The 13,448-nt window shown below is 44.8% G+C and carries 16 protein-coding genes; 3 read left to right on the top strand and 13 right to left on the bottom strand.

Annotation, left to right across the window (positions count from 1 at the left end; translation table 11 throughout):
• Nucleotides 1-117: 117 nt before the first annotated feature.
• Together EAL2_RS04760 and yfcE are read left to right on the top strand one after the other, a co-directional pair.
• On the top strand, nt 118-918 hold the full coding sequence (locus tag EAL2_RS04760; RefSeq protein ID WP_025435264.1) for an NAD(+)/NADH kinase: 801 nt from the start codon (nt 118-120) through the stop codon (nt 916-918).
• A gap of 10 nt (nt 919-928) precedes the next feature.
• On the top strand, nt 929-1,471 hold the full coding sequence (gene yfcE / locus EAL2_RS04755) for a phosphodiesterase (RefSeq protein WP_025435263.1): 543 nt from the start codon (nt 929-931) through the stop codon (nt 1,469-1,471).
• A gap of 90 nt (nt 1,472-1,561) precedes the next feature.
• Here the strand turns inward: yfcE and pyrE are convergent, their stop codons facing one another.
• The 9 genes from pyrE to EAL2_RS04710 form a co-directional block, all read right to left on the bottom strand.
• Entirely contained in the window at nt 1,562-2,143 is a 582-nt protein-coding gene (gene pyrE, locus EAL2_RS04750) for an orotate phosphoribosyltransferase (protein WP_025435262.1), read from the bottom strand.
• 20 nt (nt 2,144-2,163) lie between these two features.
• Entirely contained in the window at nt 2,164-3,063 is a 900-nt protein-coding gene (locus EAL2_RS04745) for a dihydroorotate dehydrogenase (protein WP_025435261.1), read from the bottom strand.
• The gene (locus tag EAL2_RS04740) at nt 3,056-3,805 is read right to left on the bottom strand and encodes a dihydroorotate dehydrogenase electron transfer subunit (RefSeq protein ID WP_025435260.1); all 750 of its coding nucleotides are present in this window, start codon (nt 3,803-3,805) and stop codon (nt 3,056-3,058) included. Before EAL2_RS04740 ends, EAL2_RS04745 begins: the two co-directional genes overlap by 8 nt.
• Nucleotides 3,806-3,807: 2 nt before the next feature.
• A complete protein-coding gene (gene pyrF, locus EAL2_RS04735) occupies nt 3,808-4,662 on the bottom strand; it encodes an orotidine-5'-phosphate decarboxylase (RefSeq protein WP_025435259.1) in 855 nt (284 codons plus the stop codon).
• A gap of 15 nt (nt 4,663-4,677) precedes the next feature.
• On the bottom strand, nt 4,678-5,874 hold the full coding sequence (locus tag EAL2_RS04730; protein ID WP_025435258.1) for a dihydroorotase: 1,197 nt from the start codon (nt 5,872-5,874) through the stop codon (nt 4,678-4,680).
• Between the two features lie 11 nt (nt 5,875-5,885).
• Nucleotides 5,886-6,314 (bottom strand): aspartate carbamoyltransferase regulatory subunit, encoded by a 429-nt coding sequence (locus tag EAL2_RS04725; RefSeq protein ID WP_025435257.1) that lies wholly within the window; start codon nt 6,312-6,314, stop codon nt 5,886-5,888.
• On the bottom strand, nt 6,314-7,240 hold the full coding sequence (gene pyrB / locus EAL2_RS04720; protein ID WP_025435256.1) for an aspartate carbamoyltransferase: 927 nt from the start codon (nt 7,238-7,240) through the stop codon (nt 6,314-6,316). Before pyrB ends, EAL2_RS04725 begins: the two co-directional genes overlap by 1 nt.
• A gap of 244 nt (nt 7,241-7,484) precedes the next feature.
• The gene (locus EAL2_RS04715) at nt 7,485-8,714 is read right to left on the bottom strand and encodes a GGDEF domain-containing protein (protein ID WP_025435255.1); all 1,230 of its coding nucleotides are present in this window, start codon (nt 8,712-8,714) and stop codon (nt 7,485-7,487) included.
• 51 nt (nt 8,715-8,765) lie between these two features.
• Entirely contained in the window at nt 8,766-9,032 is a 267-nt protein-coding gene (locus tag EAL2_RS04710) for a DUF1294 domain-containing protein (protein ID WP_025435254.1), read from the bottom strand.
• 348 nt (nt 9,033-9,380) lie between these two features.
• On the opposite strand from EAL2_RS04710, the gene EAL2_RS04705 reads away from it, so the two are divergent.
• Entirely contained in the window at nt 9,381-10,469 is a 1,089-nt protein-coding gene (locus EAL2_RS04705) for an NAD(P)H-dependent flavin oxidoreductase (protein WP_025435253.1), read from the top strand.
• 73 nt (nt 10,470-10,542) lie between these two features.
• Here the strand turns inward: EAL2_RS04705 and EAL2_RS04700 are convergent, their stop codons facing one another.
• Genes EAL2_RS04700 through thiI form a run of 4 tightly spaced genes read right to left on the bottom strand, consistent with a single transcriptional unit; the run spans nt 10,543 to nt 13,442 of the window.
• Entirely contained in the window at nt 10,543-11,064 is a 522-nt protein-coding gene (locus EAL2_RS04700) for a peptidylprolyl isomerase (RefSeq protein WP_025435252.1), read from the bottom strand.
• Nucleotides 11,057-11,893 carry a CvfB family protein gene (locus EAL2_RS04695; protein WP_322787241.1) on the bottom strand — a complete coding sequence of 279 codons (837 nt, stop codon included), beginning with the start codon at nt 11,891-11,893 and terminating at the stop codon, nt 11,057-11,059. The genes EAL2_RS04700 and EAL2_RS04695 overlap by 8 nt, the downstream gene beginning before the upstream one ends.
• 30 nt (nt 11,894-11,923) lie before the next feature.
• Nucleotides 11,924-12,271, bottom strand: coding sequence for a phage holin family protein (locus tag EAL2_RS04690; RefSeq protein ID WP_025435250.1), 348 nt, complete (start codon nt 12,269-12,271; stop codon nt 11,924-11,926).
• Nucleotides 12,264-13,442, bottom strand: coding sequence for a tRNA uracil 4-sulfurtransferase ThiI (gene thiI / locus EAL2_RS04685; protein ID WP_025435249.1), 1,179 nt, complete (start codon nt 13,440-13,442; stop codon nt 12,264-12,266). Before thiI ends, EAL2_RS04690 begins: the two co-directional genes overlap by 8 nt.
• Between the last annotated feature and the right edge of the window lie 6 nt (nt 13,443-13,448).

The following is a 13,448-nucleotide window of genomic DNA, read 5'->3' as shown; positions in this document are numbered from 1 at the left end:
TCTCACAGTCCTTCCCTTTTTCCAATAGCTTATTTAAGTGATATTTTCTAAATTCGAATCCATTTTATGTTATAATTAATCATACGATATTCATAAAAAGAGAGGTGCGGCATTGAATTGAAACGGATAATATACATATCGACTAATGAGCAGCCTTACTCGCTTGAACTTCTGCCAAAATTGAAGCATGCACTTGAATCATACGGATTTGTCGTACCTGACGATTTCGACGCCAGGGCAGAGCTTATAATATGCATAGGCGGAGACGGCTCTTTCCTAAACACCCTGCATAAATATAACTTTCCCAAAATACCGCTGGTAGGAATAAACACTGGTCATCTCGGCTTTTTCCAGGAGATACATCCTAATGAAATAGAAGAATTTATACATGCCTATCTGCGCGGAGATTTTTTCATCCAAAAGGCAAGACCCATACAGGCAGTAGTGCATACATCAGAAAACACATCCAGCATACTGGGACTTAATGAGATTGTAATAAAAAGCGGAATGTCCAGGACTGTACATCTTAACATAAGCGTGAACGGTAATTTTATAGAAAAATTCAGCGGCGACGGACTTATTGTATCAACACCCAGCGGTTCAACAGCTTACAACTACTCGGCAGGAGGAAGCATTGTCGATCCGAGCCTGAACCTGATTCAGGTGACGCCTCTTGCGCCTATAAACACAACGGCTTACAGATCATTCACCTCTAGCATAGTGCTGCCTGAAGCTTCAGTTATTGAAATAATTTCTGAAGACACATTCGAAAACTCGCTTCTACTTGTATCTGACGGTATAGAGTTCAAGCGTACAGAAATAAATAAAATCTCAGTGACCACCTCAGATATGACAGTGCGCTTTCTAAGGCTGCGCAACTACGAATTCTGGTCAAAAGTAAAGGAAAAATTCCTGTAGGAGGCATATAATGAAAATCGGAATAATAAGCGATACGCATGGAAGTCTGTATTACCTTAACAAAGCTCTTGAAGCCATAGGCAGCTGCGACTACATTATACACGCCGGCGACATACTCTATCATGGGCCCCGGAATCCGCTGCCTGAAGGATACTCGCCAAAGGATGTTGTCGAAAAGCTAAACAGCCTGAGCAACATATTTTTTGTATCCGGGAACTGCGACGGAGATGTCGACCAGATGGTAATAAGCCATCCGATACAGTCTCCTTATATTGTAATGCACGTTGGCGGTATCAAGATGATGGTGTGCCACGGCTACAAGGAGCCTTTGGATGACACTGTTGCCTACGCGAAAAGATGCGGCTTCAATCTTTTTGTTTACGGCCACACACACATAAAGGAGCTTAGAAGGGATGAAGGCCTGGTGGTACTTAATCCGGGAAGCACATCGCTGCCTAAAGACTCCTCTCACTCGGTTGCAATAATAGAGGATTCAAACATAAGGCTCATAGACATTCTTTCCGGAGAGGTGCTCGGCGAGCTGAAAATATAAATGGTTCCAAAATAAAAAAGCAAAAAGGCTGGCGTTGTTGCCATACTTTTTGCTTTTATTTTGTGTTTTTAAAATTTTTATAGCCTTCTGCTACTTAATATTCCTGCTGCCCGGCTTTACGTACTCTATGCCCTGCTTGCACATTGGGCATTCTGCGCTGTCGTATGTTTCAAATTCAAGCCTTATTGCGCTGTATACAGGAAACGGCATGCTTGCGCCTTCGCCTGTCCTGTCTACTATGGCGCATAGAGCCACTACCTGCGCTCCCATACTCTCTATCAGCTTTACAACCTCGAGCGATGACTTGCCTGTAGTTATGACGTCCTCTGATATTATGACCTTTTGTCCCGGCTTTATTTCAAAGCCCCTTCTAAGAGCCATTTCGCCGTCAACTCTTTCTGTGAATATGCCTGGCTTTTTGACTTGTCTTGCAAGCTCGTAGGCCACTACTATTCCGCCCATTGCCGGTCCTACTACCATGTCAAAATCAACATCCTTGAGCTGCTCTGCTACTACAGAGACCACCTTTTCAGCTCTCTGCGGATACTGAAGCAGCTTTGCGCACTGGCAGTACTTGTTGCTGTGCTTTCCTGAAGACAAAAGAAAATGTCCTTCCAGCAGAGCCTCTGACGCCCTTAGTTCTTCCAATACCATATTTTCAGTCGAATTCATTAGATTCTCTCCTCGCAACGTTATTTTATTATGCCTCTGATCTCTTCAAGGCTCTTTATGCCTTCCCTTGCCATGAAGGCTTCTATTCCTTCTATTATGTCCACGCATATGTCGGGCTTTATGAAGTTGGCCGTTCCAACCTGGATTGCATGCGAGCCGGCCATAATGAATTCTATGGCGTCTTCATATGTTGATATTCCGCCCATGCCGACTACCGGCACGTCCACGCAGCCGCATACCTCATATACCATTCTAAGGGCCATTGGCTTTATTGCAGGTCCTGAAACGCCGGCCGAAATATTTTCAAAAACCGGTTTTCTGCTCTTTATGTCTATTGCAATGCCTTTGAATGTATTCACAAGCGATATGGCATCAGCACCAGCCTTGCAGCAGTTTATTGCCATGTCGCATATGTCCTCGGCGTTAGGCGAGAGCTTCACCATTAGAGGCTTACTTGTGGCCTTCCTGACTTCACCTACAATCTCGTATGCCACGCATGATTTTATTCCGAAGGCCATGCCGCCCTCTTTTACATTGGGGCATGATATGTTGAGCTCGAGAATGTCTATGCTGCTCTTGTCGAGCATCACCGCAGCCCTCACATAGTCTTCTATGGTAGAGCCGCCCAGGTTTGCTATTACGGCCGTATTCATTTTTTCCATCTGAGGCAGCTCGTCTTTTATGAAGGCCTCTACGCCTGGATTTTGAAGTCCTACACTGTTCATCATGCCGCTTCTGACCTCGTGCATTCTTACGCCGTCATTCCCCTGCTTCGGGGCAAGCGTGAGGCCTTTGGACGATATGCCCCCGAGTCTTGACACATCGAAATAATCGGAAAATTCTCCGCCGAATCCGAAGGTTCCCGATGCTGCTATAACCGGATTCTTGAGTTCAACTCCACATATATTCACACTAGTCATTTAATATCAGCTCGCTTCCCAGGAAAACAGGGCCGTCAGCGCAGCTCCTCTTGTTTCCATCCTTTGTTTTGCATGTGCATACAAGGCACGCTCCTATGCCGCATGCCATTTTCTTCTCCATCGACACCAGTATCGGCACTCCCGCAGCCTCGCATTTTTTTATCAGCTTCGACATCATTATCTCTGGTCCGCAGCATACTACGATATCGTAAAGCTTAGGCTCGAAATAATCTATTATATAGCCCTTCTCGCCCACGCAGGCATCTTCAGTTGCAATATTCAGAAGGCTGCATGAGCCCTGTATGCATTCAAGTCCAAAGGGCTGGCTTCTGTATCCCGCATGAAAGCTGACTTCCACACCTTCATTCATCGAAAGCTTCTTGTAGAGGTAGTTGAGAGGCGCTACGCCTATTCCGCCCCCAACGAGCGCAACCTTGCCTTTAAGCATGTCCAATTCAAAGCCGTTGCCCAGAGGCCCTAGTAGGCTTATATCGTCACCTTCCCTTAGCTTTGAAAAGATCTGAGTGCCCCTTCCCACAACATGGTAGAGGAATGTAATCTTTTCGTCATCAACATCATGCACGCTTATGGGCCTTGAAAGCAACGGTTCCTGGCCCCATGCCCTCAGCATGAAAAACTGCCCCGGCTTCACATCAAAGCTGCCCTTTACGCTGAGTCTGAAGACGCAGTCTGAAATCTGCTCATTCTTGTATACTGCCGCTTCTACATATTTTGATTTCATGACTACCCCCTAAGATCCTTGTTCATCCGTATAACTTCTTCTCTTGCATACTCGTCGAATCTTCTTTCCCCGTCTTCCTTACCCTTGTATGCCAGGAGTATTCCTCTTGATGAGTTTACTACTCCTCCGTTGCCATCCCTTAGGTATACCTTCACGTCGTCACCCTTGCCGCCCTGGGCACCGTATCCGGGTATCAGGAAGAATGTGTCGCTGAATTTGGACCTTATCTTCTCGCCTTCCTCAGCGTGTGTGCATCCCACGACTGCTCCTATTGAGCTGTAGCCGCACTCGCCCATTACCTGCTTGCCCATACTGGCTATCATCTCGCCCACCTGGTCGTACACCCTGTCGCCGCTTTGTGTCTGTATATATTGTATGTCCTTGGCTCCTGGATTAGAAGTTCTAAGCAGCACGAACACGCCTTTATTCTTTTCCTTCATGTAAGGGATGTACGGTTCTATGCTGTCCATTCCCATGTACGGGCTGAGCGTTATGAAGTCTGTCTCGAAATCGCCCTCGAAATGCGCCTTGGCATACATCTCGGCAGTCTTTGAAATGTCGCCTCTTTTTATGTCGCCTATTGATACGGCTCCCTTGCTCTTGATGTATTCTAGAGTCTTCTTGTAGGCCATTAGCCCTTTTATTCCGTATGCTTCATAGTATGCAATCTGAAGCTTGTAGCATGATGTCACATCCAAAGTGGCGTCTATTATCCTTCTGTTATATTCGAATATAGCATCTTCAAAGTTTGCGTGCAGGCTCATTAGTCCTTTTGGTATGTAGCTTATGTCTGTGTCCAGACCCACGCATGAATTGCCCTTGCTCTCCACCTGCTCATAAAGCTTGTCTATTATCATTTTTATCGCCCCTGTCTATTCGTCTTTGTAATCGTAAACAATCCTGCCGGATTTGAATGTTATCAGCACCTTGCCGTACACCTTGTCTCCTGCAAATGGAGTGTTCTTGCCCTTTGATGCGAATTTTTGAGGATCTATCTCATAACAATCTTCAATGTCGACAATCACAAGGTCCGCCTCGCAGCCAACTCCTATTCTGCCCTTGTTTATTCCAAGTATTTCTGCAGGTCTCCTTGACATTATATCCGAAAGCTTGCAAAGGTCAATATGCCCTTTTTTTACAAGGCTTGTATAACATAATGGGAATGACGTTTCAATGCCTGATATTCCCGGTGCGCCTTGCCGCTTGTCTTCACTCGTGTGAGGCGCATGGTCAGTTGCTATGGCGTCTACTATTCCCAGCTTTATTGCAGCTATTATGGCCTCTATGTCTGACATCTTTCTAAAAGGCGGATTGACTTTGTAGTCCAATGAGTCTGTCGCATATATGTGGTGCGGCGCGACCTCACATGTGACATTAAGTCCTTCGAGCTTTGCCTGCGTGATATAATCTATTGCTTCCTTCGTGCTTACGTGGCACATGTGGAGATGGGCTCCACTCTCTCTGCAGAGCTGCAAATCTCTCCATGTCATAAGGTTCTCGGCGAGTCTGTAATCATCCTTGGATATGCTCGCATCCTCCGCATGAGACATTATGACCAGGCCTTTTTCTTTGCACTTTTGCATGGCCTTGAGCATAAGCCCAGAGCTGGCAACTCCCTTGCCATCGTCTGATAAGCATTTTACAGGCTCCGTTATTAAGTCCAGGTGCGATATTTCATCTCCCTGCATTCCGCTTGTTATGCTCACGCACTGGAATGCGTCGACAAGGCCTACGCTGCCCACCCTCTCCATGACCTGGTTGACTATGTCCATGCTGCTGCAGGGCGGATTTGTGTTGGCCATTAGATTTACCGTGGTGTAGCCGCCTCTTGCAGCGGCGCGGCTGCCGCTTTCTATGTCCTCCTTGTAGGTAAATCCCGGCTCCCTGAAGTGGACGTGAAGATCTGTGAATGCAGGCATTACTACGATTCCCAAGGCATCGAAAACTCTGCAGCCTTTTTCTGATATGTCTCTTCCAACTTCATTTATAATCCCGTCTTTGATGTATATGTCTCCAATGAAATCTTGCGCGTGGTCTACAATCCTGGCATTTTTAATTAGCAGCTCCAAGCTTTTCACCCCTACTTTTCTATCTTATAAATTTCGTCACAATACACGCACCTGTATTCGCAGCTTTCCTGATCAAGCAGTTCAAACTCGTTCTCGATGTAAGGTTCGATGCTCGTTATGCAGCGCGGGTTTTTACATTTTATTATATTCTTTACCCTTTGAGGCAGCTTTAAATTTATTTTTGAAGTAACCTTTTCATTTTCTATAACATTTATTGTTATATTGGGATCGAAAAGCCCCAGCAGATCCAGATTCAGATCCATGACATTATCCACCTTTATCATGTCCTTTTTGCCAAGCCTCTTGCTTTGAGCGTTTATTATCAGGGCCACATGGAAATCCGCCTCTCCCAAGTTGAGAAGGTTGAAAACCTCTATCCCTTTTCCAGCCTTTATATGGTCAATCACTATACCGTTTTTTACACCTTCAACTACAAGCATTATTTATCAACCCCCAATAGTTTGGCAATTAGCGCCATCCTGGCATACATTCCATACTCCACCTGCTTGAAGTAGCAGGCCCTCTCGTCTTCGTCGACCTCATACGATATCTCATTTACCCTTGGCAGCGGGTGAAGCACAATCATGTCTTCCTTGGCCATAGCCATCTTGTCCCTGTCTAGTATATAGCTGTCCTTGAGCCTTATATAGTCCTCTTCGTTGAAGAACCTCTCTTTTTGTACTCTTGTCATGTATAGTATGTCCAGATCTCCCATGACTTCGTCAATCTTTTCAGTCTCAATGAATTCAATATTGTTTTTTTCGAGCACCTGAGTTTTTATATACTGAGGGATTTTGAGCTCCTGTGGTGATATAAGTATAAATTTGTTGCCCGGGTATCTTGAAAATGCTTTTATAAGTGAGTGTACAGTCCTTCCGAATTTAAGGTCGCCGCACACGCCTATTGTAAGGCCTGAAACAGTTCCCTTAATACTTTTTATAGTAAGCATATCTGTAAGTGTCTGGGTCGGGTGCTGATGTCCACCGTCTCCGGCGTTTATTATGGGTGCGTCTATGAATTTGGCGCCAAGCCTTGGGGCCCCTTCTTTAGGGTGTCTCATTGCTATTATGTCTGCATATGCAGCCACTGTTCTTAGCGTGTCGGAAAGACTCTCTCCCTTTGATGTGGATGACGCGTCAGGGCTTGAAAATCCGATTATCTGCCCTCCAAGCCTTAGCATTGCAGCTTCAAAGCTGAGTCTTGTCCTTGTGCTGGGCTCGAAAAAAAGCGTTGCAAGTATCCTGCCCTTTGCTATCTCGCAGTAGTCAAGAGGGTTTTTGACCATCTTGTCCGCAAGCTCCAATATTTCATCAACCTCGTCTGTTGTAAATTCGTTCAAATCGATTAGGTGTTTACCTTTTAACATAAAACCGCCCCCTTTTTAGCTTCTCGGAACTAAATTAAAGAATAAAAAATGCCTTCCCAAGCGGGAAGGCAGAATTATACCTGAAATAATATGCATCCGCCAAGCGGGCAGTGCACTGCATTTATTACCTTCCCGGTCTCTCTGTACCGTAATTAAAGGCTCCTATTCATTTAATCCATATTAACACAGCCGCTTCCCATAGTCAATGAATTTTGCACTGCTTTGACAGATCAAATGCGTAAGTCTACATGGAATGCGTGTTTTCATTTATGTAGGCTGTTATGCTTTCCGCATCCATGGCAAGGTCAATTTGTATTATCCTGAATTCAACGTCCAGCTTCATTTCGTCGAGGGTGACATCCTGGGCTTCCCTGAATCTCATAAACGCCTCCTGCGGGCTTGTGTTCAGTGAAATCACAGCAAATTCATGTGAGCTGAGCCTGAAGGCCATCTCAAAATCCCTCTTCAAAAGCGATTTGATTGTATTTGCAAGTTCTCTGAGGGCTTCATCGCCGTACTCCGTTCCGGCGGTCAGATTTATCTCCTTCAGGTTTTCGAGGCTGAATATTATGAGTGAGAGCGGATATTCCAGCTTCTTCGCCCTCCTTATCTCGCCTTCGATAGTCCTGTAAAAGTGCGCCCTGTTGTAGAGCTTCGTCATGTCATCTATCGTTTTGATGTTTTCAAATATCATCTTTTGAACCTTGATCAGCTTGTTTTTGTTGTTAAGCTCCATTTCAAGCCTCTTTATAGTAGCCTTGAGACTTTGTATCTCGGCAAACTTGTCATGGACATCCTTCGAATAGGGATATATGTTGAGCACATAGCCCTTGTCATCGTGCCGTGATACGGCAACCAGCTTGCCCATAAGGTCAAAGCTTATATATTTGAACGCATCGAGCATCTTGATCTTTTCAGAAACCACAAATGCAAATTCCGGTCCGAAAGCCTGTTCAAGCGGCATGCCAATGTAGCTTGAACCAGCAAAATATTCTCCTATATTGCCGCTTGTCATTTTTATATCCAAATCATCGCTGAGCATTATAGTCACATAGAAATTTTCATCCAGGCCAAAGTTTTTAGTATTGGCTGCGATGCTTATGTCGCTGAGGCCGTCTATTTTTACATAGTTTTTTGTGAGCATGTCCTCCGCAAGCCTTATTATGTCTTCGTAGTCGAGTTTTATTCCTATAGCCAACTTGTACTCACCGCTGCTGCTTACTTCAAACTTAAATATGTGGTCCTCGTTTTCATCCGACTTTACTATAGTCCTGTATTTCCCGCCATTCTCAATATCCTCTTCCCATATAAGTCGTTTTGCAAGCTTGAAGTTTTTGATAATGTCATCAGCAGCCTCGACTCCCCTGAAAAACTGCTTGAATGTGCTGTTTGAGAATATAAGCTTGTTGTCCCCATCAAATACTGCAACCAGATATACAGTGGTATCTAAAAGTTTCTGGATATTCATCTCCATAAAACGCACCTCTTTTTCGCCATTTCCCACTATTGACTTTGTGTCAGTACACTAAACGCCGAAATTCAAAAGCAGGTAAACCACTAGAATATTCAACATCAAAAGCGCCGGTATGCCTAAGCAGAAGCTTTTATGCCTGGTCTTGTGACGAAAAAGCGACATTCCTATCCACACGCCTAGCGCTCCGCCTGCAGCCGCCAATGTGAAAATGCTTCTTTCGCTAATCCTTCTGTACCTCCGCTTAGCCTTTAGCTTATCTATTCCCATGACTGCAATGCCTGACGCGTTCACTGCGGCCAGGTAATAGAAAAGCCACAAAGATCCCCCTTGCACATATTTATCTATATTCAGCCCCATTAAATCCAACAGCCGCTCTCCTTTCAAGAATACTTCATCAGAGTATATGCCCGTGCAGAATTTCTATGTTCATTCGCTGAAACTACATAATATTTTAAATTATACCCTTGCCTCAACTTTATTTAACATAGTTTAACGATTTTTGTTCCGCATGGCGATCAAATACTATTAAGATATGGACAGACTATTTTATTTTGTTGAATTATTCACTTTTTTGTCATATTATTATATGTAAGATACACTTTATAGGTTAGTATTAAAATCAACTACTAATTTATCAAAATATACAATGTAGGAGGAGTCAGTTTAATGAATCTTTCACCTTTAAAATTAGGTGACTTAATAGTCAAAATCCCAATAATTCAAGGTGGAATGGGAGTCGGAGTTTCTGGTGCCAGTCTGGCTGCAGCTGTGGCAAACGAAGGTGCGGTCGGAGTTATTTCTAGTGTCCAAATTGGTTATCGCGAAGATGACTTTGACATAAATCCTAAGGAAGCAAATATACGAGCTCTTGTAAATGAGATAAAAAAGGCAAGAAGCCTTTCTCCAAATGGCATACTCGGAGTTAACATCATGGTAGCCACAAGCAACTACAAGGAAGCTGTATTAGCATGTGTCAAAGAAAAAGTCGACGTTATAATATCAGGAGCCGGGCTGCCTTCAAATCTGCCTGAGCTTGTGAAGAATTCCTGCACTAAGATAATCCCTATTGTTTCTTCGGGGAAAGCAGCTGCTACTATAACCAAGATGTGGACTAAAAAATACGACTACATACCAGATGCTGTAATAGTTGAAGGCCCTGAGGCCGGAGGCCACCTTGGTTTCTCAGCTGAAGACCTGTCAAGTCCGACGCTTCCAAGCCTTAAGGAAATAGTAACTGATGTGCTTGAATCTATAAAGCCTTACGAAGAGACTTTCAACAGAAAGATACCTGTGATTGCCGCAGGCGGCATATTCACCGGAAGCGACATCGGCGAATTTATAATGCTGGGAGCATCAGGCGTTCAAATGGGGACAAGATTTGTAGCCACCGAGGAATGCGACGCTCACATCAACTTCAAAATGGCCTATGTAAACGCCAAGAAGGAGGATGTGCAGCTTGTGAAAAGTCCTGTTGGCCTTCCCGGAAGAGCCATCAGAAACAAATTTGTTGAATCACTTGAAAATTCAAACATCCCTGTAAGCAGATGCTGGAACTGCCTTAAGCCTTGCAACCCTGCAAGTACGCCTTACTGCATATCCCTGGCGCTTATAAATTCTGTCAAGGGCGATGTTGACCACGGCCTGATTTTCTCGGGCTCAAACGTATACAAGATAGACAAGATAGTCACAGTCAAGGAGCTCATAGACGAGCTTGTTGCAGATGCGAACAAATATCTGGCTGACAAAAATATCTAATCTAAAAATATCTCAATCTAAAAACGGACGCGAATAATCGCGTCCGTTTTAATTTTACATGAAGTTTTACCTGCTATATTTTTTCCGGTTCCAGATATTCAACGCCGAATTTTTCAACGCTTGCCTTCATAATCTTCTGCGGCGAATTAGGCTTGTCCGTATAGTCCCTGTCTACCGCTACAATCCTGTCTGCCTCTTCCATCCCGCTTATTACCCTGCCAAAGGCTGCATACTGTCCATCAAGATGCGGAGACTTTGCAACCATTATGAAGAACTGGGAACCCGCAGAATCTGGACTCATCGCCCTTGCCATTGATATAACGCCTCTTTCATGCTTCATGTTATTGGTAAATCCGTTCATGCCGAATTCGCCCTTTATAGTATATCCAGGACCGCCCGTACCCGTCCCCTGAGGGCAGCCGCCCTGTATCATGAAGCCCGGGATTACCCTGTGAAATGTCAGCCCGTCGTAAAAGCCCTTGTCGACTAGCGATATAAAGTTTTTCACTGTGTTTGGAGCTATATTTTCATAGAGCTCGATTTCAATCTTGCCGCCGCTTTCCATTTCAAAAGTTACTATTGGATTCTTATTCATATTTTCTGCCTCCCGCATTTTTAAATTTATACCCTTTATCTGTTTTTTCTATACTACCTTCTTTAAGAAGCTTTCCAGCCGCCCTCTTAAAGGCCGCCTTACTCATGCTAAGATATTTCTTTACTATCTCCGGGTCGCTCTTGTCACCAATGAAAATTTCTCCTCCGCAGCCTTTTATATATTCCATGAGCTTTTCAGAGTCGTCCCCCATTTGCTTGTAGGCCTCTTTCCTTGTTGAAAGATCAAGCTTACCGTCTTCCCTTACTCTTATAACCCTGGCCTTTACCCTGTCACCGGGTTGCAAATTCTCGAAGCACTCGCTCTCGGGTATCATTCCCTTGAAGGCATTGTCTACAGCCACGAATACGCCCATGCCTTCTTTTGAACCGTACACAGTGCCTTCCACCCAGTCTCCCGCCTCATATGGACTGTCTGTCATCAGGTAATCGTATATGTCTGTGGTGGCGCTTATGCGCTTGCTCTTGTCCAAATATATAAGCACTACATAGCTTTTTCCCTTTTGTATGATGTACTTTTGCTCTGAAAATGGAAGCAGTATATCCTTGTCGAGCCCCCAGTCCAGGAAAGCTCCGATTTTTGTAGTCTCAACCACCTTGAGCTGCGCAAGCTGTCCCACCATGGCCTTGGGCTTCTTTGTCGTGGCAATAAGCCTGTCGCTTGAATCCCTGTATATGAAAACGTCCAGGAAGTCGCCTTCCTTTGCTCCCTCAGGCACATGTTTTTTTGGCAGCAGCACCGACTTGGCATCAGTGTTGTCTGTAAGATATGCTCCTGGCTGCGCAAATCTGTCAATTTTGAGTCTATTCATAACTCCAATTTCTATCATTTTATTAACCCCTTATTTTTCAATATTGAATATGCTGTTTAGTATCATGTTGAATACGCTAATCACGATGGCTCCTGCGACAGCTCCCCAGAAGCCCGTGACAGCAAATCCGGGCACAAGCCCCGATGTTATATACAGCATAAAGCCATTTATTACAAACGTAAAGAGTCCGAGTGTCAAAATATTTATTGGCAACGTGAGTATAAGCGCCAGAGGCTTAAGGAACATGTTCACTATGCCAAGCACTGCAGCTGCAAGGAGCGCAGCTGAAATGCCTGTAACCTCAACCGATTTCAGCAACGACGCCGCAAGGAACAATGCCAGTGTCGATACAATCCATCTGGCCAAAAATTTATTCATATCCTATCACCTCAACCTCCATGGTGGCGATTGCGTTTTCTATGAGCTCTTCGACCGGCAGGACTGATTCTGATTTTTCTATCCTGTCGAGCCTTGGCCTTGTAACTGGATGCTTTGGCAAAAACACAGTGCAGCAGTCCTCTTCAGGAATTATGGAAGTCTCGTATGTGCCTATCTTTTCTGAAATCGATATTATCTCAATCTTGTCGAGTGCAATCAGCGGCCTGAACACTGGAATCTCAACGGCGCCGTCAGTAACCTCGAGGCCGTTTATCGTCTGGGATGCGACCTGCCCGATGCTCTCGCCTGTCACAAGTGCGTTGCAGCCTTTGAGCCTGGCTACTCTTTCTGCTATCTTCATCATGAATCTTCTGGCTATAATAGTCAGCTCCTCCGGAGGACAGTGCTCGTTTATCATCTTCTGTACAGGCAGCAGATTTACACTGTAGAACTTCACGGGGCCGCAGTATTTTGAAAGTATCCTGGCAAGGTCCTTGACCTTTTCAAGAGATCTCTCGTTGGTGAATGGATAGCTGTGATAGTGGATGGCTTCAACCTCGACGCCTCTTTTTGCTATCATCCATGCAGCCACTGGGCTGTCTATGCCTCCAGAAAGCAGCACCAGCGCCTTGCCGTTGGTGCCAAGCGGCATTCCTCCAAAACCCATTACCTTTTCTGTAAAGCAGATATAGCTATCCTCCCTGACTTCAGCATATACCTTGACGTCAGGATTGTTGACATCGACGCCTACGCTGTCGGAGAGCGCCTTGAGCAGGTATGCCCCTATCTCCCTACTTATTTCAGGCGATTTGAGCGGGAAGCTCTTGTCGGTCCTTTTCGAATCCACCTTGAAGGTGCATACATCCTCAAACTCTACCTTTTCGCTTAGCAGCTCGAGGCATTTTTCCTTAAGTTTCTGGAAGTCCTTTTCAAGCTGTATTGCTGGACTCAGCGAGAACACCCCAAAGACCTTCTTGGCCTCCTCGATGATCGCCTCGTGATCGTGCCCTTCAACGTCTATTAGTATTCTTCCGTGCTTTCTGTATACATTTATGTTCCCAAGAGGCTTAAGGGCATTTTTTATATTACCTAAAAGCTTCTTTTCAAAAACAGGCTTATTTTTGCCTTTGATAGCAATTTCTCCGTATCTAACTATTACTATGTTATACACACTTCT

Source organism: Peptoclostridium acidaminophilum DSM 3953 (genome assembly GCF_000597865.1).
Lineage (GTDB): Bacteria > Bacillota > Clostridia > Peptostreptococcales > Peptostreptococcaceae > Peptoclostridium_A > Peptoclostridium_A acidaminophilum.
Note: the sequence above shows the minus strand (reverse complement) of the source record. Positions and strands in the feature narration are given on the sequence as shown.

Coding starts and splice junctions, on each gene's coding strand:
- yfcE (WP_025435263.1), top strand. CDS start 929: ATGAAAATCGGAATAATAAGCGATACGCATGGAAGTCTGTATTACCTT.
- pyrE (WP_025435262.1), bottom strand. CDS start 2,143: ATGAATTCGACTGAAAATATGGTATTGGAAGAACTAAGGGCGTCAGAG.
- EAL2_RS04745 (WP_025435261.1), bottom strand. CDS start 3,063: ATGACTAGTGTGAATATATGTGGAGTTGAACTCAAGAATCCGGTTATA.
- EAL2_RS04740 (WP_025435260.1), bottom strand. CDS start 3,805: ATGAAATCAAAATATGTAGAAGCGGCAGTATACAAGAATGAGCAGATT.
- pyrF (WP_025435259.1), bottom strand. CDS start 4,662: ATGATAATAGACAAGCTTTATGAGCAGGTGGAGAGCAAGGGCAATTCA.
- EAL2_RS04725 (WP_025435257.1), bottom strand. CDS start 6,314: ATGCTTGTAGTTGAAGGTGTAAAAAACGGTATAGTGATTGACCATATA.
- pyrB (WP_025435256.1), bottom strand. CDS start 7,240: ATGTTAAAAGGTAAACACCTAATCGATTTGAACGAATTTACAACAGAC.
- EAL2_RS04715 (WP_025435255.1), bottom strand. CDS start 8,714: ATGGAGATGAATATCCAGAAACTTTTAGATACCACTGTATATCTGGTT.
- EAL2_RS04705 (WP_025435253.1), top strand. CDS start 9,381: ATGAATCTTTCACCTTTAAAATTAGGTGACTTAATAGTCAAAATCCCA.
- EAL2_RS04700 (WP_025435252.1), bottom strand. CDS start 11,064: ATGAATAAGAATCCAATAGTAACTTTTGAAATGGAAAGCGGCGGCAAG.
- EAL2_RS04695 (WP_322787241.1), bottom strand. CDS start 11,893: ATGAATAGACTCAAAATTGACAGATTTGCGCAGCCAGGAGCATATCTT.
- EAL2_RS04690 (WP_025435250.1), bottom strand. CDS start 12,271: ATGAATAAATTTTTGGCCAGATGGATTGTATCGACACTGGCATTGTTC.